23 protein-coding genes are annotated in these 24,783 nt (G+C 34.4%); 1 reads left to right on the top strand and 22 read right to left on the bottom strand.

The features are described from left to right. Positions 1-13: 13 nt before the first annotated feature. The 16 genes from OCV48_RS08345 to OCV48_RS08270 form a co-directional block, all read right to left on the bottom strand. Positions 14-442, bottom strand: coding sequence for a flagellar protein FlaG (locus OCV48_RS08345; RefSeq protein WP_147591651.1), 429 nt, complete (start codon positions 440-442; stop codon positions 14-16). Positions 443-515: 73 nt separating this feature from the next. Then, entirely contained in the window at positions 516-734 is a 219-nt protein-coding gene (csrA, locus tag OCV48_RS08340) for a carbon storage regulator CsrA (RefSeq protein ID WP_021982585.1), read from the bottom strand. After that, positions 735-1,202: a flagellar assembly protein FliW gene (fliW, locus tag OCV48_RS08335; RefSeq protein WP_147591650.1), complete on the bottom strand. Its 468-nt coding sequence runs from the start codon at positions 1,200-1,202 to the stop codon at positions 735-737. It abuts the gene before it with no gap. 24 nt (positions 1,203-1,226) lie between these two features. After that, entirely contained in the window at positions 1,227-2,720 is a 1,494-nt protein-coding gene (locus OCV48_RS08330; protein WP_147591649.1) for a flagellin N-terminal helical domain-containing protein, read from the bottom strand. Between the two features lie 288 nt (positions 2,721-3,008). Beyond that, positions 3,009-4,529 carry a flagellar hook-associated protein FlgK gene (flgK, locus tag OCV48_RS08325; RefSeq protein WP_147591648.1) on the bottom strand — a complete coding sequence of 507 codons (1,521 nt, stop codon included), beginning with the start codon at positions 4,527-4,529 and terminating at the stop codon, positions 3,009-3,011. A gap of 16 nt (positions 4,530-4,545) precedes the next feature. After that, the gene (gene flgK / locus OCV48_RS08320) at positions 4,546-6,297 is read right to left on the bottom strand and encodes a flagellar hook-associated protein FlgK (protein WP_262559439.1); all 1,752 of its coding nucleotides are present in this window, start codon (positions 6,295-6,297) and stop codon (positions 4,546-4,548) included. A 99-nt stretch (positions 6,298-6,396) separates the two neighbouring features. Further along, positions 6,397-6,906, bottom strand: a complete 510-nt coding sequence (locus tag OCV48_RS08315; RefSeq protein WP_147591646.1) for a flagellar protein FlgN — start codon at positions 6,904-6,906, stop codon at positions 6,397-6,399. A gap of 41 nt (positions 6,907-6,947) precedes the next feature. Then, positions 6,948-7,220 (bottom strand): flagellar biosynthesis anti-sigma factor FlgM, encoded by a 273-nt coding sequence (gene flgM / locus OCV48_RS08310; protein ID WP_147591645.1) that lies wholly within the window; start codon positions 7,218-7,220, stop codon positions 6,948-6,950. 682 nt (positions 7,221-7,902) lie between these two features. Beyond that, positions 7,903-8,316: a hypothetical protein gene (locus OCV48_RS08305; RefSeq protein WP_021982592.1), complete on the bottom strand. Its 414-nt coding sequence runs from the start codon at positions 8,314-8,316 to the stop codon at positions 7,903-7,905. Positions 8,317-8,354: 38 nt separating this feature from the next. Continuing rightward, on the bottom strand, positions 8,355-9,110 hold the full coding sequence (locus tag OCV48_RS08300; RefSeq protein WP_262559438.1) for a ComF family protein: 756 nt from the start codon (positions 9,108-9,110) through the stop codon (positions 8,355-8,357). Further along, on the bottom strand, positions 9,083-11,296 hold the full coding sequence (gene recD2, locus OCV48_RS08295; protein ID WP_021982594.1) for an SF1B family DNA helicase RecD2: 2,214 nt from the start codon (positions 11,294-11,296) through the stop codon (positions 9,083-9,085). The genes OCV48_RS08300 and recD2 overlap by 28 nt, the downstream gene beginning before the upstream one ends. Positions 11,297-11,344: 48 nt before the next feature. Next, positions 11,345-11,701: a rod-binding protein gene (locus OCV48_RS08290; protein ID WP_021982595.1), complete on the bottom strand. Its 357-nt coding sequence runs from the start codon at positions 11,699-11,701 to the stop codon at positions 11,345-11,347. A 33-nt stretch (positions 11,702-11,734) separates the two neighbouring features. After that, positions 11,735-12,553 (bottom strand): flagellar basal-body rod protein FlgG, encoded by an 819-nt coding sequence (gene flgG / locus OCV48_RS08285; protein WP_021982596.1) that lies wholly within the window; start codon positions 12,551-12,553, stop codon positions 11,735-11,737. Positions 12,554-12,570: 17 nt separating this feature from the next. After that, complete coding sequence (locus tag OCV48_RS08280) at positions 12,571-13,353, bottom strand: flagellar hook-basal body protein (protein ID WP_147591644.1); 783 nt, start codon at positions 13,351-13,353, stop codon at positions 12,571-12,573. A gap of 37 nt (positions 13,354-13,390) precedes the next feature. Next, positions 13,391-14,383: a rod shape-determining protein gene (gene mreB, locus OCV48_RS08275; RefSeq protein WP_021982598.1), complete on the bottom strand. Its 993-nt coding sequence runs from the start codon at positions 14,381-14,383 to the stop codon at positions 13,391-13,393. An 830-nt stretch (positions 14,384-15,213) separates the two neighbouring features. Beyond that, on the bottom strand, positions 15,214-15,678 hold the full coding sequence (locus OCV48_RS08270; RefSeq protein WP_147591643.1) for an Lrp/AsnC family transcriptional regulator: 465 nt from the start codon (positions 15,676-15,678) through the stop codon (positions 15,214-15,216). Between the two features lie 287 nt (positions 15,679-15,965). On the opposite strand from OCV48_RS08270, the gene OCV48_RS08265 reads away from it, so the two are divergent. After that, complete coding sequence (locus tag OCV48_RS08265) at positions 15,966-16,271, top strand: Glu/Leu/Phe/Val dehydrogenase (protein ID WP_021983381.1); 306 nt, start codon at positions 15,966-15,968, stop codon at positions 16,269-16,271. Positions 16,272-16,334: 63 nt separating this feature from the next. Here OCV48_RS08265 and spoIIID read toward each other — a convergent pair whose 3' ends face one another. The 6 genes from spoIIID to OCV48_RS08235 form a co-directional block, all read right to left on the bottom strand. Next, on the bottom strand, positions 16,335-16,592 hold the full coding sequence (spoIIID, locus tag OCV48_RS08260; protein WP_021983380.1) for a sporulation transcriptional regulator SpoIIID: 258 nt from the start codon (positions 16,590-16,592) through the stop codon (positions 16,335-16,337). Positions 16,593-16,720: 128 nt separating this feature from the next. Further along, positions 16,721-17,644, bottom strand: coding sequence for a hypothetical protein (locus tag OCV48_RS08255; RefSeq protein ID WP_021983379.1), 924 nt, complete (start codon positions 17,642-17,644; stop codon positions 16,721-16,723). Between the two features lie 128 nt (positions 17,645-17,772). Continuing rightward, complete coding sequence (locus OCV48_RS08250; protein ID WP_021983378.1) at positions 17,773-18,906, bottom strand: adenylate/guanylate cyclase domain-containing response regulator; 1,134 nt, start codon at positions 18,904-18,906, stop codon at positions 17,773-17,775. 2 nt (positions 18,907-18,908) lie between these two features. Further along, a complete protein-coding gene (locus OCV48_RS08245) occupies positions 18,909-19,874 on the bottom strand; it encodes a TIR domain-containing protein (RefSeq protein ID WP_262559436.1) in 966 nt (321 codons plus the stop codon). A 1-nt stretch (position 19,875) separates the two neighbouring features. After that, positions 19,876-21,723, bottom strand: a complete 1,848-nt coding sequence (locus tag OCV48_RS08240) for a diguanylate cyclase (protein ID WP_262559434.1) — start codon at positions 21,721-21,723, stop codon at positions 19,876-19,878. 323 nt (positions 21,724-22,046) lie between these two features. Further along, on the bottom strand, positions 22,047-24,740 hold the full coding sequence (locus OCV48_RS08235; protein WP_262559433.1) for a CotH kinase family protein: 2,694 nt from the start codon (positions 24,738-24,740) through the stop codon (positions 22,047-22,049). Positions 24,741-24,783: the final 43 nt, after the last annotated feature.

Below are 24,783 nucleotides of genomic sequence, written 5' to 3'. Positions count from 1 at the left end.
TTAATAATGTAGTTTATAACTTTTCATCTACTAAGATACCTGCTAATTCCCATACTTTAGCAATCATGTCCAAAGTCTTCTCTGGCGGTATCTCTTTAATTACTTCTTTAGTGTTTTTATCAACTATCTGTATAGTTACACGATTAGTTGCTTCATGCACTCCGAATACACATTCCGTATTACTTAGCTTCTTATTAATATCACTAAGCGTCTGTTTCATAGTCTCTTCTGACATCTGCCTGCCTTTACCATCAGTATTGCTATCTAATGATGAATTATTAGCATTCTCTACTATCCTTGTATCTTTACTAATCTCGCTGACAGATCCTTCGGCTCCTGAAAAGCCGCTAACTGTACGAGCCGCTTCCGGCTTCTCTACCTTTGTTATCTGTGGTGCTGCCTGATATGTTGCTGCTGCACCTGTTACGCCTTCAATTGCCATAACAATTCACCTCCATGTGAAATTCATTCTTTATTACATTATCTATCGACATTTTTATATAAATATTTAACAGTTATTCAAATAATTTCTTTAATCCTTCTACTGCTGATGCATCAGCTGCTTCCCTATTCGATTCCTGTATCTGTAAATACACTTCTTTCCTATATATTGGCACTGATTTTGGTGCAGATATACCAAGTTTCACATGGTCACCTTTCACTTCTAATACAGTTATCTCTATATTATTATTAATTACAATTGCCTCGTCTTTTTTCCTTGATAATGCAAGCATCTATTCGCCCTCCTTATCTGCCACCTTTGATGACTTTAATATATCATATATAGGGTATCTAACGACATAATCATCATTATCCACTATTATCTGGCAGCCCTTTAAAGTGACCGGATTAATTACAATAGGTGCTTTTAGATTAGTGGTTATCTTAGTTATATCTGCCGGCACTGTAAGTGTAGTAAGTACAAATATTTCTCCATCCACTAATTCACCAATATTTTTAAATAACTCATCTTCAACAACAGGATTGTAATCCGCCTTAATCATAAGCGGGTCAATCACAGGTAATGCAATGTTTCCATCATCTAATGACTGAAGCCATAATATCTTAGATTTCTCCGATTCTGCATCATGCATTATCATAAACTGTTTTAAGTCTTCGAATCCTATGATTCCATCGCTGAAATTAATAATTTTATTAACATCTATTTCAATATTCCCAAATAATCTTGTCTCGATTTTCATATATAGTCACGCCTCCATTACATTTTATAAGAAATCTAATAACTTCTTCTGCACTACCATAGATGCTGCCGCAAGTGATGCATCGTAAATGCTTTCTGCTTCTTTAATCTTAATTGCTATATTTGAAACATTTATCTCTTCATTTGTACTCATCAGCTTCTTAACTGTTGTCTGCTGATCTGAAAGTCTGCTTTCGTTAAGTTCTAATCGTTTAAGTCTGGCACCTACATCAGCCTCTGCTAAGCTGACCGAATCCTGATGTTTATTAAACACACTTAATCCATATGTAAATGCTTTCTCCATATTCTTCTTTGCGAAATCTAATTCTCTGTCACATAGATCAAGTAATTCTTTGTATTTCTTCTGCTCTGTGCTGCCTTCCTTAGCCGAATTATACATTTTCTCTATTCTCGACTTCTTCTCTTCGACGTTCATTGCATAGTTAACACTTTCAATGATATCGTCCAAGTCTCTTGTCATATCCTGATTAAATACTTCTTTACCCTGAGTATTAATCTTTATGTCCTGATTGAAATTAATCTCATATTTAATATCTTGTTTTCTATTCGTATATGTTACCCAGTTATCAGGATTATCATCTGTCATGTCTACACAGTCGAAATACTGAATTGGATCAAGTTCACCTTTATTAAAACCTTTTTTGGTGTAGGTTATCTTAAAACTATTACCCTCTGAATCGGCTTTTGCCTCTGACAGCTTCTTATATACATCTTTACCAAGAATCAATTCGCCTGTATCTGCAAGATAATATGCTTCGCCTGCTCCAGGTTCATATGAGCCGATGTCTGTAGAAGTCTTAGTAACAGTAGTAATGCTCTCACCTGTCTCAGTAAGATTTATAACTGCACCCGAGCCAGCTTCTAACTTATCATAGCCAAGTCTTATTCTATAAGCTGTTACCTGGGTAGGCAATTTAATGGCTGAAATATCCGTTCCTGCTATTGTAGAATCATTTATTCCTGAAATATCTAATCCGTTAGATACTTTATTCACAGTACCAATTGCACTATCATTAAATTTCTGTGTAATCTCATACTTTTTTTCATTATCACTTGTAAATGTAAGAGTTCCATCAGTTTTATATCCCGTAAAAATTGTCCTTCCGGCACAATCTGCATTAGCATCACTATATATCTGGTCTCTGTATGCTTTTAACTGGCTTACTATAGTATTCTTATTAGTTGTATCATAATATCCGTTAACAGCCTGGTTACAATATTCTGTTATATCACTTAATACCTTTACAGTATTCTCAAGTGCTCTTTCAGTCTCAGTCATCCATGACTCTGCATCAGGTATATTCTTTGATAGATACTGATTTATCTCTGATAAAGTAGAGCGAAATCTTAATGCTCTGATTGCAATTATAGGATCATCCGATGGTCTCTGAATCTTCTTCTCAGATGCAAGCTGCGTATTAAGGGTATCCATATTAGTTTTATTATTATTAATGTTGTTTAATGAATTATTTATCAAAATTCCATTTGTAATTCTCATACCTTACTCCATTCCGCAGGCATATATTCCAGAGGAACCGCGAGCTGAATTTCAAATTCAGTTCTGCGATATATACTAATTGTTTTGCCTGCGAACAATTAGCTGTGTGGAATAATTGCCACATCAGTGCAATTATTTCACATTAACCTCATTTATGAGCGACTTGTCGCGAATGGGCGATAAGAAATTGCGTATGCAATTTCTTATCTGCCATATATGGCTAATTGTAGCGCCCGCGATACAATTAGCTGTGTGAATGAATTAGCGCATCAGCATAATTCATTCACACTATACCCCCATTTCGTTTATAAGTTTATTATATATTTCCTGCATAACCGATATCATTTTTGACGAAAGTTCGAATGCCTCCTGATACTTAACAAGGTTCATACTTTCCTCATCTCCATCGACACCTGACACTGACATTTTCTGATTCTCTATGCTCTTCTGGATATTGGCATGGTTCTTCTCAAATGTCTGTGCTTTCTTAACATCTACAGCGATTTCTGATACTATACTCTGCAAGAAATCACTTGCCGTATAATTGCTGAATGCCTGTTTATCTTTAAGTGCTATAAATTTATCTATAAGTCCTGCATCTTCTTTACCATCGTTAATAGGATATTCTGAAGCTGCAAGTAATGATGGATCATCTATTAACTCCTGATTAACAGTAAGCACTCCATTGTCTGACAATTTGAATATCGGTAAATTCTCTGTAGTATTACCATATAAGTTATAATTAGCAGGTACATCATTACCATTTTCATCTTTTCTGGTATTCTTCTGATGTATGTCATTAAACAGATTAGTTATTGTCTTTTTAAATACCTGAATCTTATTCACATAATGTGGTATTCCTTTGTACTTAATAGCCTCACAATCAGGATTGCCTTCTTCAATTGTTCCGTTATTACCATCACGTACATCAAGTGCGGCTCTTAGCGAACCTGAAAGTCCCATTGCCTGCACATCTAATTTTGTACCTTGGAAATATATGTCGTAAAGCCCCGGTGAATCCATTGAATTCTTTGGATTCTCTCTTTCAACTGTATATAGCTGCATACTGTCATATGTATCAACCAGTGTCACACCCTGAACCTTAACATCGAATTCCGAATTACCATTCTTGCCAATATTTTCTGTCACTTCAATAGGTATTATCTCTGATAATTCGTCAAGCAGTAATTCACGTTTATCTCTTAAGTCATTTGCGACTGCACCGGTAAGTTCTACTGTATTAATCTGTTTCGTAAGTGATGCAACCTGCGACGAAATAGTATTAATTCTGTCTACTAAGTTACTGACTTCTGTATTAGTTTCCTGCTGAAGATTAGTAAGTTTAGTCTGTATGTCATTGAAATATTCTGCTATTGTCTGACAGCTGCTTAAGAATTCATTTCTGTATGTCAATTCTGACGGATTTCCCTGCATAGACTTCAATGTATCGAAAAGATTCTCATATTCTACAATAAATCCATCAGTTTCAAACTCATTGAAATAATCCTCTATCTGTAATGCATATGTATCTTTGGATGTATATTCCCCTACTTTAGCCTGATTATATCTGTATTTATCATCATAGTAAGAATCTCTTACCTGGGATATCTTTGATACTTCTACTCCTGCGCCAAGCATTCCATAAGAGGTGTAAAATCTTATGGCATTAGCTGCTGACTGCGAAACCTGCTGTCTTGAATACCCTTTTGTATTCTCATTTGCAACATTATGCATAGTCGTAGATAATCCTGCCTGTGCAGCACTTATTCCTGATGTCGCAATATTTAATCCAAAAAATGTTGATGCCATTGTTCTGCCTCCTATCCTAACCTAATCTCTCGATAATATACTCTAACATATCTGCAATTGTTGAAACATATCTTGATGATGCATTATATGCACTTTGGAATTTAATCATATTAGCTAATTCATCTTCTGATGAAACTCCATTAATCTCTGACCTCTTGCTATCCACCTCATTAGTAGTCGTAAGCTGGTTAGATGCCATTGAATTATACAAATCACCTTTGTTACCTATCGAATATACAAACTGTTTATAGAAAGCTTTAAAATCAAGTTTAGCCATATTACTTGGGTCAAGACACATCTTATTATTATCCCATGTCTCAGCCAATTTCTTACCTTTATCAAGGTCATTGTCACCTTCTAAGGTCTTAAATGGTAATTTCGAATAGTCCTCTATTATAGTCTGGTTCATATTTATATTAGAAATTGTATACAATGATTCCGAACCAAATGTATTACGCTCATTATAGACATAATATGTATTACCATCATTACCTGTTACTTCTATGAATCTGTCTGTGTAATCCCTTGAAAATAACTCCTCAGGCGGCATCTTGCCATCATCACCTGTAGAAGTTGTCATATCTAAAATCTTCACCTTTGTAGCATCGTAAATATTACCATTTGCATCTGTATATTCCGTAACTCCATCAGGTACTTCATCTGTAGTAGGACTAAACACATCATTTATAGCTGTTACGATTCCATTTACCAGCTTATCAAATAATGCCTGTGCTTTAGTCACATCACAGCAATCAACTGTTGCATTATATTTATCTACTGCTGCTAAATAATCCTTAAGTCCGTCCGGTGTAGATACATCATAATCTGCTACTTCCGGAATATCTGTGTATTTTGCTGCAAAATCGCCTCTTGCAAGAAGATAACCTTTGAGGCTTCCTATATCATTCTTCTCTGATGTGGAAATCTTTACTTCTAAGTTAAATACTTCCTGATTATCAAGGTATGGCCATACACATGATAAATATGTAGAGCCTTTATCACTGTCTAATTTCATTGTATCTATATGGAACACACCGCCCTCTGTAACAAACGGAACTCCTTCAATCTTAACTGATACATAATGACTCTCGTCTTCCACATATGAAATATTTACATATTTAGATAACTCATCTAAATATAAATCTCTTGTATCTCTTAAATCATTCGCATTCTCAATTCCTGCCTCAATTCCTGAAATCTTTAAATTGAGTGCATTAATCTTATCTCCTAACTCATTAATCCTATCTACTGTTGTCTGAACTTTACTGTCTAAATTCTTCTGGTAATCTACGAGTCCGTCATAGATGCCTTTCGCCCTGTTTAAAAATGTCTCCGCATTCATAACTAATTCCGACCTTGACACAATGCTATCAGGTGTCTTCGCCATCTCACTTATTGATGACCATAAATCCTCTAATGTATTCTGAAATTTTACACCTTCTGTTTCTCCTATTATTGTCTCAATTTCAGATACTGCCTCATATCTGGCATCATAGAAACCCTGTCGTCCGGTTTCTTTTCTATATTTAGCATCAAGAAGAATATCTCTTACTCTGCTGGTAACTGATGTCGCAACACCTAAACCAACCTGCATACTGCTTGTTGCACTTTTTCCGATATTATTATATGTTCTGTCACTTGTAAAGGATAACTGTCTCGTATATCCTTTTGTATATACATTAGCCAGGTTATGTGTCGTAGTATTTAATGCCGTCTGTGCTGACTGCAATCCTGACACCCCGACATAGATGCTTGTCATTCCTGCCATGGCTTCCTCCATTTGTTATCAATATTTGCTGTCAATCTGCTCTTAGAATATTATAGTATCCGTTAATAAAATTCATAAGCAGGTTATTATATTAACACGTTAGTTCTTCGCATCAAATGTAGAATTAGCATAAGTTGATGCATTATAAGCATTTCTATTATAATTCGCTGTCTCAGGATACTGATTAAGACTATTGAGAAAATTAATATCAAAATCAACTAACTCAAGTGACTCCTGAATCAACTGCTTATTCATGTCATTTATGACCGCCATGTCATTCAATGTCATCTTTAATTTGTCATGAACCTCTGCTAATGCATTCTGTTCTTTTTCCTGCCCATTTAACAAATCTATAATCTTCTTTACTGTAATTGTCTTAACATCCATGTTCAATACAGTAGCTATATCTTCTACTACCTGTGTTCTTTTATTCTCAAGAGCAGCAATCTTATCTGTATGCTCCTGCTCTTTCGCAGTTATATTATTTAAAGCTTCAATTTCACCATTAATTATAATAGGTGTCTTTTGTTTAGAGAGTTCAAGTAACTCCGTATATTCATTATTTTCTAAATCTAATGTATCTATTAATTCTTCTATTAAACTAGCCACCGAATCTCTCCTTTATCTATAGGCATTTATCTAATTATAATCTATAATACCTGATATTTTTCTAATAATTTGTCTGCAAAGCTTTCTGCACTTACATTATATGTTCCATTGTCAATTCTTGACTTAATATCAGCAATCTTATCTTCTCTTACATCCGCAACTTCATTTACTGCACTTTTAGCTGTCTGATAAGCCTTGCCCATTGAAGAAATCTCTACTTTATCTCTTGCTGATACCGATGTTGTCTTCTGTGTCTTATACTTGTTATTCGTCTGGTAAATCTGTGATATCTGGTTATAAGCATCAATACGCATAATATTCGCCTCCCTGCAAATTTGTAGTCAGATATTAAAATCTCTGGTTACTTAAGTTTTTTCAATATCTAAAATTTTCTTTCCATATCTGATTTATTACTATAATAATTATGCTAAATTCTCTTAATTTATATTTAGCTATATTTTAAATATCGGCAAAGTTTAAATTTACTTTATAGATAAACTAATAAAACTCCTCTAGAATAATGAATGTCGCTTGCGACGTTCTCCGCCTGCGGCGGGTTGCTCTAGCAACATTTTCTATTCCGCCGCAGTGCGATCCTCGCGGAGCGTTATTTACTTACCAGGACAATTTCAACGAAATTTCCTGGTAAGGAATACAGAATGTCGCTTGCGACATTCTCCGCCTGCGGCGGGTTGCTCTAGCAACATTTTCTGTTCCGCCGCAGTGCGATCCTCGCGGAGCGTTATTTACTTACCAGGACAATTTCAACGAAATTTCCTGGTAAGTAAATAAATGCCGTCCTATGCAAACGATATCACGGAGCAGTAAATCAAACATACTTCGCTTAAATGTTGATTTACTGCTCCGTCCTTTTGCATCTGACGGCATTAACTTACATACGATATGTTATAAATCACGTCTATGTCATAGACGGACATATAGTTTTTAGTTCATGCATTAAATAAACTCATATAACCAGAAAAGTCACTAAAACATCTATTTATCCAGGAATCTCATCTTCGCTCTTTCATCTCTGTCATATCTCTGATTCCTTTGCATCATAGGTGATTCTTTCTTATATGCATTGCCTAAGGTATTAACCATTGTCTTCTTACAGTTTTCACAAAATCTTCCTGTTCTTATGGTACAGCCACAACGCTCACATTCTATTCCGACCAGCGAATCTTCTGTAAATGCAAGTCTTTCTTCTCTTACCCACTGTTTAATCTGCTGTATGCTTACATCATTATCTTCTGAAATCTGCTGAAGTTGTGCTGTTCTATTGTCTTCTATATATTTCTTGACCTGTGCAAATTTTTCTTCAAGTTTATCCCTACAGGCAGGACATAGTCTTGGTCCGCTGATATAATTAAATAATCTCCCACATTCCTTACAATTTTTTACGTCCATTGTTGTCCTCCATTTCTGCCTGTATTCTCCAGATTTAATTAATATCCGGTTCCAATACTTAATGCCACATAATATACTTCTTCTATGCCTGACCTAAGTAAAACAGCTGCACACGCATCTATTGTACTTCCTGTAGTATATATATCATCTATCAATATAACTTTACTTAATCTTACTACATTTTTGCCTATTTTAAAAGCATTTTCCAGATTTTTCTTTCTATCCATATCATTTAATTCTTTCTGTGGTTTTGTATTCTTTGTTCTTAATAAAATGCCTTTTCTAACAGGTATGCCAAGCCTTTTTGAACATTTGTCAGCTATAATTTCAGCCTGGTTATATCCTCGTTTCAGCCTTCTTTGTCTGTGAAGTGGTACCGGTATTAATGCGTCGCAATTCCAATTCTTTATTATACCGCCATATCTGTTTACCACTTCATCTGCATAGAAATCTATGTATTCCCTTTTATTACAATATTTTATCTTATATATTGATTTCTTAATTTCACCGATATGCATAAACGGAACCACTCCCTCTTTATACAAATGTTTCTTCATCTTACAGTCATAGCAATATTCATCCTCCATTTTAATTAACTGCTTGCCGCATTTCTTGCATCTGGGTTCGTTAATATATACTAATTTATTCCTGCATTTTTCACATATCAATTTCCCATTAAATTCCAATATCTTATCACATATAGGACATCTCCTTGGAAATATTATTCCTTTAATGTCTATATTAAAATCTATCCCTAATCCCATATTTACCTCACTAGTTCCTTTATTCGCCATCTAAGTCCTGAATATCTCGTCTGTTCTCTGTCATTAGCTTTCATCTGCACAAATACCTCAGGTACTCCAACCATGCATACACATTTCTTCGCTCTGGTAACTGCTGTATATAGAAGATTCCTATTCATTAACATTCTAGGTCCCGGATACATCGGCATAACAACCGCTGGATACTCACTTCCCTGTGATTTATGTATGGTTACAGCATAGGCTAACTCTAACTCGTCTAATTGTTTAAAGCTATACATTACAAATTTATTTTCTTCAAATTCAACTTCTAAATATTCAGTATAATTGTTAATTCTTCTTATAATACCGACATCACCATTAAATACGCCCATTCCACTGTCAACGGCAATTCCATATTTACCTCTCATTTCCCACTGAATCTGGTAATCATTTTTTATCTGCATTATCTTATCGCCTTCACGAAATACACAATTTGCCATTTCTTTCTCAATTTTTGTCTTATCAGGCGGATTAAGAAACCTTTGCAGAATTGAGTTCAGACGTTCCACACCTAATAATCCTTTTCTCGTAGGCGTAAGCACCTGAATATCATTTACATCTGCATCTACATATGGTGGCAGCTTTTCTCTTATAAGCGTAAGCATTGCATTTATTATGCTGTCAGCATCTTCTCTTCTTATGAATAGAAAATCATTGCTTTTCTTAGCTAAATTCACTTCTTCACCTCTATTAATCTTATGGGCATTTATTACGATATCACTACTTGCAGCCTGTCTGAAAATCTTTTCTAAACACACTACATTGAATGTTTCACTCATAATTATATCTCTAAGTACATTGCCCGGACCTACTGACGGAAGCTGGTTCACATCACCTACAAGAATCAGCCTTGTACCAACTGTTATAGCTTTAAGCAATGACTGCATAAGAAAAATGTCTACCATCGACATCTCATCTATTATAATTACATCCGCCTCTAAAGGATTTAATTCATTTCTCTCAAACTGTCCATTCTGTCCTTCGTCAGGATTGCCATTAAGTTCTAATAATCTGTGTATAGTTACTGCATCAAAGCCTGTCGTTTCTTTCATTCGCTTAGCTGCCCTGCCTGTCGGTGCTGCAAGTAAAATCTCCATTCCCTGATTCTCAAAGTATCTGATTATCGTTTTAATTGTTGTAGTCTTGCCTGTTCCCGGACCACCTGTAATTATTAGCAATCCACATTTGACAGCTTCTATTACTGCTCTCTCCTGCATCTCATCCAATGCAATCCCTTCACTATCTTCTATTTCATTTAATTTTTCTATAACTTTTTTCTCATCTGTTTTCGAACTTACATTTAAGTCATTCAGGTATCTGGCAATGCTCAATTCTGTAAAATAGAATTTAGATGAATATATGACTTTTTCATCATTTTCTTCACGTATTATAATTCTTTTCTCTATAGATAAATCTGTTAAATGCTTATCTAAATTCACCTCAGTAAGACCAAGTAATTCCTCAGCCTGACGTATGAGCTGATTATAGGGCAGATAAACATTTCCGTTTATTCCTGCCTGCTGAAGCGCATATAATATTCCACTTTTTATTCTGAAATCCGAGTCTGTATTTATCCCCACGTGCGATGCAATTTCATCTGCAATTTTAAAACCTATTCCGTCTATATCGTCTGCCATTTTATATGGATTGACTCTTACTACATCATAGAGTCCCGGTCCATAGAAATTATATATCTTAACCGCAAGCGACATTGAAATTCCATATTGTCCAAGAAAAATCATAGCTTTGCGCATATCTTTCTTCTCTTCCATCTGCATAGCTATCTCTTTAGCTTTGTTGAGACTTATTCCCTTTATCTCTGCAAGCCTTTCAGGTTCTTCTTCCATAATTCTGAAAGTATCTTTCTTGAATCTATTTACTATCTTCGTCGCTGTCGAAATCTTTACACCTTTAATTGCTCCAGATCCAAGATATCGAATCATTGAAATCTCATCTTCTGGTGCAATTATCTCATATTCTTTAACACTTAATTGTTCGCCGTACGATGGATGTTCTATGTATTCTCCCTGAAGTTCCAAATATTCTCCCTCTCCGATATAATGAAAAATGCCTACACAGGTTATCTCTTCACCGTCAGCATTGACAGACATAACCGTATAGCCATTTTCCTCATTTCTATATACAATTTTCTCTATATACCCCTTTACGTTTTCCATAGTTCAAGCTCCACTTCTTATGTATTGTTTGCTTTATAAATTGTATCTTTAAATTTTATATTCACGTTTCATCGATTCATACAAAGTCTGTGCAAGTCCTAAGCCCTGTGTCTCTGTACTCTTACTTGCAAGTTCCTGATACATTGTATCTTTAAAGAAATCTACTGTCTGGGTCATTGATGAATCTTCGTCCTCATCACTCTTAGGAATCATTGACTCCATTCCTTTCATAACCTGCTCTAGGAAATATGCTTCAAACTGTTTGCATACCTCCATTAATTCTTCATCACTTGCTTTAGCATAATCAGTCGATAATGAATTCTCTAATTTACTTGCTGTAGTATTATTAGCATTGTTATACAGGTCTCCTAACTGACCTACATAGTTATCTATAGACATACTCATCTATCTATCATTCCTTTCGGATATACAATATCCTTAATTCTTTAATTGGTTAGCCTGCTGCATCATTGTATCTGATGTAGTTATCGCCTTAGAGTTAAGTTCATAAGCTCTCTGAGCCACAATAAGATTAACCATCTCATCTACTACCTGTACATTTGAAGCCTCTAAGCAACCCTGATGTAATTTACTTTTCTTTAATGTATTCTCATCTTCATATACAGCTTCACCTGAAGCTTCTGTTGCTTTATATAATGTGTTTCCCTGTTTCTCTAGTCCTGATGGATTAGCAAATTGTACAAGTCCAATCTTAATATCTAACGATTGTGGATTACCTGTTTCATCAGGGTAACATATATTACCATTGCTATCAATCGAAATCTCTGATACATCATATTCTTCTGTATCAAATTCTATTGTATTACCATCAGCATCTAAAATAGGAAGTCCCTCTGAATTAGCTAAAACAACGCCACCACTTGTACTTGTTGCCCAGTTAAATGCACCATTTCTTGTATAATATGTCTCGCCGTCTAATCCTTGAACTGTAAAGAATCCTTTACCCTCAATTGCAAAATCTGTATCTACTTCTGTAGTATTAATATTGCCCTGTTTAAATATTGATGTAATTGCCGCATTCTTTACACCTAAGCCTACCTGTGCACCTACTGGTTTTGTATCACCATTTGCACTTGTAGTCTTTGCCTGGATTGTCTGATATAATAACGACTTAAATTGATTTGTTTCTTTCTTGTAACCTATTGTATTAACATTTGCAAAGTTGTTTGATATTGTATCTACATTTGTCTGCTGCGCTCTCATTCCTGATGCAGCTGTCCATAATGACCTTACCATAACATGTACCTCCCTTTCTATCCTAATTTACCAACATTATTAACCGATTTACTCATCATCTCGTCCATAGTCTTAACAGCTTTCTGGTTAGATTCATATGCTCTTGCTATCTCTATCATCTCAACCATTTCTGATACAACATTGATATTAGAAGCTTCTGTATATCCCTGATGTATCTTACCTGACCATTCTGTCTCTGTAGCACCATCAACAGCTATAAGATAATTCTCACCTGTATCTTTAGCAAGATAATTATAATCCTCAAAATCAGTTATTCCAAGTGTATCTACATATTCACCATCTGCATAAATATTTCCTAATTCATCTACAAGAACCTCTTCGGCATCTGCAGGCACAACAATCTCTGTTCCTGCATCATTTAACACGTAGTCACCATCTTTAGTTCTAAGTGTTCCCTCTGCATCTGTAACAAAACTACCGTCCCTGGTATACTTTACTACGTCTTCACCATTCTTATTTGTGAATAATATAGAGAAAAATCCATTTCCCTCTAATGCTAAATCATATGTGTTCTCAGTCTCAACCAACGATCCCTGTGAATAATCAACGTAATTCTCGCCAATTTTAACACCAAGACTCATCTTTCCAATGTTCTGGTTGATATAACCTACTGAACTGTCTTTAACTTTAATAGCAAGTACATCATCAAACGCTCTTGATGTTGCACCCTCTCTTTTATATCCGGTTGTAGTCGCATTTGCAAGATTATTCGTTATTGTATCTAATCTATACTGCTGATTTAACATTCCGGTATAAGCTGTGTAAAGTCCTCGTACCATTCGCCTTCTCCATTCTGCCCTCTGGCATCCTCATAACCTATTCTGTAGGACCGTCGCTTAAAAATTCAATGAATTTACCGGTTCCGATAGCAACTGCTGTCATTGGGTCTTCTGCTGTCATTGTATTAATACCTGTCTTCTCTTCTATAAGTTCTTCTAATCCCTGTAATAAACATCCGCCGCCTGTAAGGACAATTCCTCTGTCTGCAATATCTGCTGCTAATTCTGGTGGAGTCTTCTCAAGCACACCATGAACTGCTTCAACTATCTGTGAAGTTGTCTCACGTAATGCTTCTTCTGTCTCATCTGAAGTAACTGTTATAGTCTTAGGGAGACCTGTTACAAGATTTCTTCCTCTTACATCAAGAGTTACAACCTCCGGTCTCTTGAATGCCGAGCCAATCTTAATCTTGATTTCTTCGGCTGTTCTCTCACCAATTAATAAGTTATGTTTCTTACGCATATATCTTACGATTGCTTCATCGAAATCATCGCCTGCTATCTTAACAGATGTACTTACAACAGTTCCGCCAAGTGAAATAACAGCTATATCCGTCGTTCCACCACCTATATCGACAATCATATTTCCACATGGTCTTGTTATATCTATTCCTGCACCAATAGCTGCTGCTATAGGCTCTTCAATAATTGCAACTTCTCTTGCACCAGCTTGTAATGTAGCATCTTCTACAGCTTTCTTCTCTACTTCTGTAACTCCACTTGGTACACATACACTGATTCTTGGCTTCTTAAATGTTCTCTTTCCGATTGCTTTCTGGATAAAATGCTTAAGCATCTTCTCTGTAACTGTATAATCAGAAATAACACCCTGTCTTAATGGTCTTACTGCGATAATATTACCCGGTGTTCTACCTATCATTAATCTTGCTTCTTCACCAATAGCTTTAATCTTATTAGTATCTCTGTCAAATGCTACAACTGAAGGCTCTTTTAATACTACACCTTTACCTTTAATATATACTAAAATACTAGCTGTTCCTAAATCAATTCCAATATCTGTAGTCAACATACAAATCTCCTTTCAAATCTCTTCCATCAAATTCTTCAATTGAATAAATCGAATAAATGATTAAATCTATTTAAAGTCTAGTCATAATCAAGTAATTTTAACTATCTCTTATAATAATTATCTATCTTTAACTATCTCTCAATAATTTTTATCTTTCAGCTATCTGTAAATATGATATTGCAATTTACAAAAAAATATTAAACCATAAATATAAATTTTATGGTTATCAGTTTCTGAATCTACTTATTTTATGAGATACCTTGTCTAATTATATACAATATCTTTAAAATATGGAAGAACTTTTTTGAGAAATTCACATTTTTTTTACATTTTTACATTTTCAATAATTTTTAGGCATTTTTGAGTATTTTTATTATTGATTTTTTACTGATATATATAACCCAAACTTCGTACATACATAACAGAATTAAATCATCTGTATAAATAAATTTGCATATATAAATATCTTTAACAATTGATTAACGATTAGTTTATATTTTTTTTATAATATGTACAAACTTTATACACATTTCCCAAATATAATACAAATATGCTACTGATAAGTAGCTAAAACAACTTAACATTTTCATAACTCAGCCTAGTAGTTGCGAGGCTACTAGGCATCCCCCCAGAGAATACGATATCCATTTAGGATATCTTTTTTTTACTTACCAGGAAATTTCGTTGAAATTGTCCTGGCAAACAAAAACGCTCCGCAAGTATCACACTGAGGCGGAGCAGAAAATGTTGCTATAGCAACCCGCCGCAGGCGGAGAATGTCGCTTGCGACATTCTTTATTCTATTAAAACATAATATTAATTCAGCATATCTATTCCTCTATATTATTATCTATGTTTACCCCACGATGCTCAACCGAAGTAGAAAATACTATCAAGGTTTTTGTTCTTCCATATTTCTGTAATTCACCGATAAACTGGTCTAATTCCATCGTCGTTCTAAATAAAACTTCTAACAGCATAGAATAATCACCGGTTACACAGTTGCACTCCACCACGTTCCTGCATTTCTTTATATATGGATAAAACTCTTTCTTCTGTGGAGGCGTAACTTCAAGACTTATAAATGCTTTTGTATATAATCCGAGTGCCGAAGAATTTATAATCGCCTGATAACCTGTTATATAATTATCCTGTTCTAATCTCTCTATCCGGTTTGATACGGCAGGCGATGACAGGCATACCTTTTTAGCAATTTCTTTTACTGCTGCTCTGCCATCTCTTTGCAGAATATTTAATATTTCAATATCAATCTCATCTAATTCATTATGTTTCATAAGCATCTTCTCCTCCTTATGATATATGATATTACACAGAAAAGGCGTAACCTGATTATGGTTACGCCTTCGTCCTCTATACGCAAAGATTAACATTTATCTTTCGTTCCGTCAATACTTATTAAGTATAATTTTTCTCATTTTATATAACCTTTAATTTTATTTTGAATATTTTTACTTAAACGATTTTAAATTTAGTTAAAGTTCTTACTTTTATTAATTATTTTCGTATTTACTCTGACTTATTGACATTTTCTTAAAGCAAATCTATTATTGCAGACAAGTTGATGTACACAACGTTTTACCGCAGACGTGACGAAATATTAGAAAAGCGTTCAATCACACTTATTCCTGATATATTTGCAAATAGCGGCGGCGTAATTGTGTCATATTTTGAATGGGTACAGAATATCCAGGAGCTTACCTGGGAACGCGAACAGGTTAATGAAATGCTAGAAAACCTTATGACGAAATCATTCAAAGACCTTACAGATGTTGTAGATGAATGTAACTGTACATTTAGAATGGCTGCCTATATAGTGGCCCTCAGAAAATTAGTTTATGCTGAAGAAATTAAAGGCATTTTCCCATAAATTGTTATTATACATTTCTTTTCAAAAAAGCTACATATTACCAGGATATGTAGCCTTACTATTTTATGAAATATGCAGATGCAGATATTTTTCCTTAGTTGCCATTCCACCCCTTATATGTCGTTCTGATTTGTTAATATCTAACACCTTTCTTGCCTCACTTGCAAGAGATGGATTTATTCTTAAAAGTCTTTCCGTAACATCTTTATGTACCGTACTTTTACTTATTCCAAACTGTTTTGCTGTCTGCCTTACTGTTGCTTTATTACTTATTATATAATTGGCTATTTCAACAGCTCTCTCTTCGATATATTCTTTCATATATAGGTCTATACCTTGTATTTGTTTATTTATACAAGATATGCTTTCAAATATATATTAATGCTAATATTTTTTTCAATATATATTTATTTTTCTAATATATATTTATTTTTCATATATATATATATTTATTTTTCATATATTTCATATGTATTCCAGAAGATATCTCTTTTTATTATATACACGTCTCTCACATCATCTACCCTCGCTGCAAGGTAATCTCCCTTTTCACCTATAAAATATTCAGCATTATTATTAACCCCGAATACTTTAGTTCTCTTCTGTAATTCTTTCGCATAGATTCCGTTTCCTTTTCTCGGATAACACATATATGCAAGTTCATCTATCGATTCGTAATTACCACTATCCACATTTAGAACCGCCGGAATGAAATTAAGCATACTTTCAAATACATCTAATTTCTCATTTGTCTCTATATAACTTGCCTCGAATTTCTCCCTTTTTATATCATATACTTCGCCACGATTTCCTATCATAATATATAAATCTTCATCAGAAGTTATTATCACGCCTGACGTATTCTCAAGACTTTTTATACACAGATTCGTTCCTATTCCACATATATCTTTAGTTCTTACAAAAGCCCATGGAATCCTTCTCTTCACATAATGCTTCATATCATCTAATGATATTTCATCTTCCATAGAATTAATCACTTCTGTATCTTCGAAATATTTATACGACATTTTCTCAATAATATTTTCAACATCCATCCCCGTAAATGCAGAGTCGGTATCAATTATTAACTTAGAAATTTCACCATTAGCTACAACTGCTCCACCAGCAGTAATCCCATAGCCGCCTAAAATATAGTTAATAAATTCCAATGCACGTATTGATTTATTATTACTGACACAATTGATTATGTAATTATCATTTTTCATACAGATTATAATGCAGATAATGCTTCCACATTCATTGGTAATATCTATTACTTTATCCACATTAAATTCATATTTATCCTCTACATTCAGAATCACAACTGGAATGTTTTCTAATTTAATCGTTTTTTTAACTTCGACTGCCTCCATATGCCTGCCTCGCTTCCACTAGTTTCTTACAGAACCATAAATATTTAACACATCACTAATATATTTAATCTATTTAATTTAATCTATTTAACCTATTTAATCTATTTCATCTATTTAATTCTTTTAATCTATTCTACTCCCATTACTTCGCATACCGTAACTTCCTTAGAGATTCCCTTAACTGTAACCGTAATCTCTTCCCTGACAGCTACTTTCTTCTCTATATCTTTAATACTTTCTTTCGATATCAATATCTGCCCGCCTTTGCTTACGTCTTCTATTCTTGAAGCTAAGTTAACTGTATTTCCCATAACATTATATCTCATCATCCGGTTTGAACCGATATTTCCGATAAACACCTCACCTTTATTAATTCCGATTCCCATTTTCAATTCTGGATATCCATTTTCACTATTATATTCATTTACCTTACTCATAGCCTCCTGCATTTCCAATGCAGCTTTAAGTGCATTGTATTCGGAACATTCTAATTCCATCGGTGCGCCAAATACAGCTAATATTGCATCTCCGATAAATTCGATAATAGAACCCCTCCACTTAAATATTATATCTGTCATTTCTCCTAAGAAGAAATTAATCATATTTGTAAGCGAATCCGCTTCTAATCTTTCGGCAATCGGTGTAAAACTTCTTAAGTCTGCCATAAGTATAGTAACGTTCTTCTTCTCACCACCGATAGATGCACCCTCAGGATTATCAAGAATTACTTCAGTAATATCATTAGAAAAATACCTGCCAAATATCTGATACAGCAGCTCATTGCGTTTCTCTAGCTGCTCATTTAATATCTTAATCTGTCTTGCCATACTTAGTTCACTATTCTGTCTCTGAAGAATTATTTCGTAGTCCCTGCCCTTTTCATACTGGGATGCTATTCTCTTAATTCTCATTAAAGCTACATTGCTTAATGGTTTAGATAATACAATCAATGCACCTCTTTCATAACATTCTTCGTCTATTTCCTTTGTTCTTTTACCTATAATAAAAATTACAGGAACACCCACATACGCAGACTGCCCCTGTATAATCTCCAATGCCTTAAAGCCACATTCTTTCTCTGTGTCATAATCTAATATTATAACCGATGGTCTGATGTCTATGTCTTCTCTCTCTATTGCCTTTTCTACAGATTGATGCGACAACATCGCAATGGTTCTGAATGTGCCACCGCCATTTACCGCGCCCTGGGTTTCTACTAATTCTTTTTTGTTGCTGCTAATTATCCATATATTTTTTTCCATAATTACCTGCCATCTATTTTCTTGCAAACATCACATAAATATCCACTTCTGATAGGTGCCCCACATATTTTGCACCTTAACCTTACATCACTGTTTTTAGGAATTTCTAACATTTCCTGTTTAATAAAATAATCAATGCTTGCTCTTGGTACTTTTGTAGCTTTCTCTATCATAATAATCGAACATGGACCTGCTTTCTCAAGATAGTTTCTTACTGTCTGGAAATAATCATAATTCTCCATTCCACAATTTGTACATTTATATACACCTTTAGCAATCTCTTTTAACTTGCCATTACATTTTCTACAGAATTCAGGTTGAGGATTATAGCTAAATGCTTTAATTTTCGAGCGTCTTATATTTTCCCTGTCTGTTTTCTCCATTTCAGGATGTTCTTCTCTGTTTTCTGCTCCTTCAATATCTTTATCTGAATTTTCTCCGTTACCTGTATTTTCTATATTTCTATTCGAGGTAGTTTCATTATTATCGTCTAATTCACGATTATTTGAATTTGCGATTTCTCTGCCATCTGCAATATTTCTTGTATTGTCTTTTAAACTTTCCTTTGATAAAAGCGTCTCTATCCTGGTTCTTAATACTCTCAAAGTTTTCTTTAGATTACCATTATAATTAACCATCTGGATATTATTAAGATAGAAGCTAAACATATCCGTAAGTTTTCCCTCTGTGAGTTTTAACGGAACTATAACTTTTCTATTATTTATTGCAAAATCTATCTCCTTTTCTACCCATATCGAGCGTTGGGAATCTTCGGAAATAATAAGCAGAAATATATTACATTCACATATAACTCTTGGTATCTCTTTTGCATAATTTGAACCTGCCGGTATCATCTCAGGTGCTTTCCAATACGAAATACCTGAAGTTTCAAGCATATTAACTACTTCATTAACAATCTCTGTATCTTTAGAGCTATAACTTATAAAAACTGATTTTAATTCTTTCATATTAGTCACCATCTATTACTCTGTTTCTTCCATCACGTTTTGCTTTATACAAGCGTCCGTCTACAACCTTTATATTATCCTCAATGTTATTTTGTGCATTTAACTCGCTTACACCAAATGACATTGTTATATTTAATATCTTATCCTCAACCATGAAATCTGACTTCTCAATCTGACTTCTTAATTCTTCTGCAAATGCTTTAGCAGCAGCTATATCTTTATTCTTAAGGATAAAGATAAACTCTTCACCGCCCCATCTTACTATTTCATCTTCCTTATCGACACTGTTTTTGAAAAGTTTAGAGACACTTCTAAGTATTTCATCACCCGCATTATGTCCATATGTGTCATTTACTTTTTTGAAAAAGTCTATGTCACACATTATAAATGAAAATTTCACATCATATACATTTGGTAAGACTTTCTTATTATAATATTCGTAAAATGAATATCGGTTTTTAAGTCCTGTAAGTCTGTCCCTCAATGCAACATTGTGCAGTAAATGCGACTCTAATGATTTCTCACAAAATGCAACAACAATCGATAATCGATTAATATCCCTTTCATCGAACACTCCTGCATTCCCATTTTCATCTATTTTATTGATTACCTGAAACGCACCAATAACTTCATTATCAACATCGGTTATCGGCATACACAATGTTGAACGTGTAAGATAACCTGTCTCTTTATCCACATTTCCATTAAAATATGGCTGGCTATATGCATCATTGCAAAGAATCGTTCTATTCTCTGTAATTGTTCTTCCAACAATTCCTGTTCCCTCAGGTATAGTAATTCTGCCATTACCCTGTGCTGAAAGTGTCCAATACTGCTTAGAACTGGTATCCCAGAACCAGAATGATGCCCTGTCAGAATTAACTATTGTACTTCCTAAATCTGTCAGCAAATCAACCGTTTCCGAGAATTCTTTAATCTCAACTAACTTCGTCATATAGTAGAAGATTCTCTCTAAAAGTTCTTCCGCAGCCAATGCTTTAACATCGCTAATTTTATTGTATTTATTAATTCCTATTTCATTATTTGTCACATTATGTGCAAATGCGGCTTTGTATCTTTCTGACTCTAATTTCTCCATAAATTCTAATGACTTAATCTGATTCTCCGGCAATGTTGTCTCTATCAATACCGAACAATCACTAAAATATACATTATAATATTCTAAGAATTTATTCCAGTCTAATTTACCATCTCCTAATGTCAGGTGCAAATCCTGTGTCAAATCATTGTCATTAATATGAATATGTTTAACATATGGACTTAGTACTTCTATCCACTCTTCCATATTATTACCGTAGATGCTTGCATGTGCATAATCAAAACACACACCATAATTATCATATTTTGATAACTTTTTCGAAATCTCTGCCAATATATGTGGATTGCAGTCAAACATATTTTCTAAATAAATATCTATATCACTGTATTTGTCCAGTAACTTTTCCAAGACTTTGACCGTAATCTCAACCACACGTTTTTCATAAGTTTCCGAAACAAGATATGGATTAACATTTGTATGAAATACAACTCCACGCGCACCAATTTCTTTAGCTATATCCATACTCTGTACCATTTTTCTATATGAAATATCTCTTATTTCCTTATCTTCACTAAAAACGGCTATATCATAAAAAGCGCCATGCAAGGTACAATACTTCGGTACTCCGGCTTCTTTATATCTTTCTATAATTTCATGAACTTTCTCTTCATCATTAATTATATCAGGTGCATAAAAATCATTATATTCGAATCCTGCATTATACTTTGATGCAATTTCTTTATGTTCATAAACTCTGTCTATATTTGACACAACTAAAACTCTATTCATACAATTCTCCATTTATATCACACATTTTTAATAGGTATATTATACATTATTTATGTATATTTTTCTACATTTTTAGTGCAAAAATGACACCCTGATACTATGAATAAAGAATGTCGCAAGCGACATTCTCCGCCTGTTGCGGGTTGCGATAGCAACATTTTCTGCTCCGCCGCAGTGCGATCCTCGCGGAGCGTTTATACTTACTAGGACAATTTCAACGAAATTTCCTAGTAAGTATAAAAAGGTATCGCCAGACTATTCTGACAATACCTTTTTGATTTCATTATATTTTATTCTTCTATCTCTTTATACCTGACTACTTATTAGTTCCATTTTGCAATTGCATCATTGTAGGTTTTCATAATCTTAGTCATATATGTCTTAACTGATGTATTGAATCCATTGTTCTCGTTGAATGCAAGGTCTGAATTCTTATATGTCTTTGCAGGAGCATCCACTTCCTTAACATACGCTCTAACATTTGAGTCAGGAATAGCAACTGATGCATAATTAGCTTTTGCAATATTATATATCTTCTTATATTTACTATAATCAAGCCAGCCACTTTCTGCTATTGCTTTAAGGGCATTTGTATATTCTGTAGTATACAGATTATTTCTTGTAATAATACTATATCTGAATACAGGATTCTCCTGTGAACCCTTTAAAGCTGCATTATCAGCATATGGGCTGAATGTTGTCATATCTTTACTTGAAACTGTCATACCAAGACATCTGTCATTATCATATGGAATATAAACTGCCTTACCATTCTTCATAAAGTAAATATAATGATTATTGTAGTTATTTCTTAAATCATCCGGATTACCTACAAAATAGGATGCTGCTGCAAATTTAACAAATCTGTCTGAATCAACAAGACTTTCAAATGTTGCCTTAGTAGGTGTTCCCTGTGCAAACGTGTTAATAAAGTTCTTTAGTGATGCATGTTTTGACTTCTTCTTATTAGTCTTTAACTCATATATGAAATTCTTACCACTTTTTTCAACGCTCATTGAATTAATAGTATCTTTCTTATATGTAGCACCACTCCATTCACCTACACCATTGCTCGTCTGACCCCATGCACATTTGTAAAGGTCTCCTGAATCATCGCCGAAATATCTCTTTAAGAATACGTCATCTACCATTTCATACATTGTATATACACCATAGTTGTATCCACCAAATCTTACATTTGCAAGCGATGTATTCTGTGCAACAACGCCTGATGCCCTGAATAATTGATTTGCATAATAGTTACCTATATATGTTCCATCAATATTTCTGTTCCATTTAAGTTCGATAGCTTTTAATGTAGCAAACGTTCTCTTCTTTCTGGCTTTTCTATCAGCATCATTTGCCCATACCTTAGCATTGCCGGCATATTCTGTCTCATCATCAAATGTTTCTTTGAAACTTATCTTTAAATGTATTAAGTTTCTATCATCTACATTTCCATTATTATAAATATTTACTCTTGATGTATTACCTTTAATTCTTACACCGACTTCATAAATATCATACTTCTTATTGCCAACTGTTACTGTAAGCTTATCAATCTTTCTGTAAATGTCTTTACCTTCTTTGTAATCCTTCTGCATTAGTTTAATCTGGTCATCACTGATATTCATATCAAATGTAACTTTGTTATTAATATCAAATAATGCGTTGTATAATGCTTTCTGATCACCCTGGTCTGTATCTGTTCCGGTTACAGGCTGTATGGAATCTTTAACTGTAATCTTACATGTTGCTGTTTTACCATTAGATGTCTTAGCTGTAATTGTAGCTGTACCTGCCTTAACTGCTGTAACTTTACCTGTGCTGCTTACTGTTGCAACAGATTTATCACTTGTTGTCCATGTAACTGTCTTATTTGTAGCATTAGATGGCGCTACTGTAGCACTTAAAGTATATGTACCGCCTTTTGTTAAAGTATAGCTTGTCTTGTTAAGTGTTATACCTGTTGCTGCAACCGTAGTTGGTTTCTCTATATATGTATTGGCTGTGCTGCCAGGTGCTGCACTTCCCTTAGCTACTAATTTAATCTCTATAGCTTCAAGCCTCTTTCCATAACCTGAACTTCCTGCCGATGCACCATTCTTAGCCCAGCCTAACCAGCCATATGTCTGTGCGTGAACTCTGTAATATACATCATATTTATCAGCCATCTTTCCTGTTAATTTAATCTGAATGGCTTCAAGTCTCTTTGCCTGACCTGATGTTCCACTTAACGCTCCGTTGCTTACATATCCCTGCCATCCATAGTCCTGTACGTGTGTTCTGTATTGTATACTTCCTGAATATCTTGGATTAACAAGAGAAATCTGGATAGCCTCAAGTCTCTTTGCCTGGCCTGATGTTCCACTTAACGCTCCATCACTTACATATCCCTGCCATCCATAGTCCTGTACGTGTGTCCTGTATTTAACTAATGTCTCACGAAATGTATTCTTTGTACTTCCAGGTGCTGCACTTCCTTTTTTAACAAGTTTAATCTGGATTGATTCAAGTCTGTAACCATATCCTGCTGTTCCAGCTGACGCACCATTCTTAGCCCAGCCTAACCAGCCAAATTTCTGCGAATGCACTCGATAGTACACATCATACTTATTAGCCATCTCCCCTGTAAGTTTAATCTGGATAGCCTCAAGTCTCTTTGCCTGGCCTGATGTTCCGCTCATTGCGCCATTACTTGCCCAGTTCATCCAGCCATAACTCTGTACGTGAGTTCTGTACTGTATACCTCCACTGTAATCTGCATTATTTAATTTAATGCGGATTGCCTCTAATCTCTTAGCTTGTCCCGTTGTACCACTTTCTGCACCATTGGATACATAATTCTGCCAGCCATAAGTCTGGACATGTGTCTGGTACTTCACACCTGCGCCTGTTGCTGCCATTGCTTCTATATTATTAGTTGAAGAATTATTTCCGTTAAACATAAGACTTAATGTAAAAACAATTCCTAATACAATAGACATTACAACATGCTTTCTGCCTTTCTTTGTCATAGTTTTTTCTACCTCCATTGTTATTATTCTAAGTATAGTAAAT

It is taken from the genome of Bovifimicola ammoniilytica, assembly GCF_025567085.1.
Taxonomy (GTDB): domain Bacteria; phylum Bacillota; class Clostridia; order Lachnospirales; family Lachnospiraceae; genus Bovifimicola; species Bovifimicola ammoniilytica.
The sequence above is the reverse complement of the archived record's forward strand: the minus strand, read 5'-3'. Positions and strand labels throughout refer to the sequence as shown.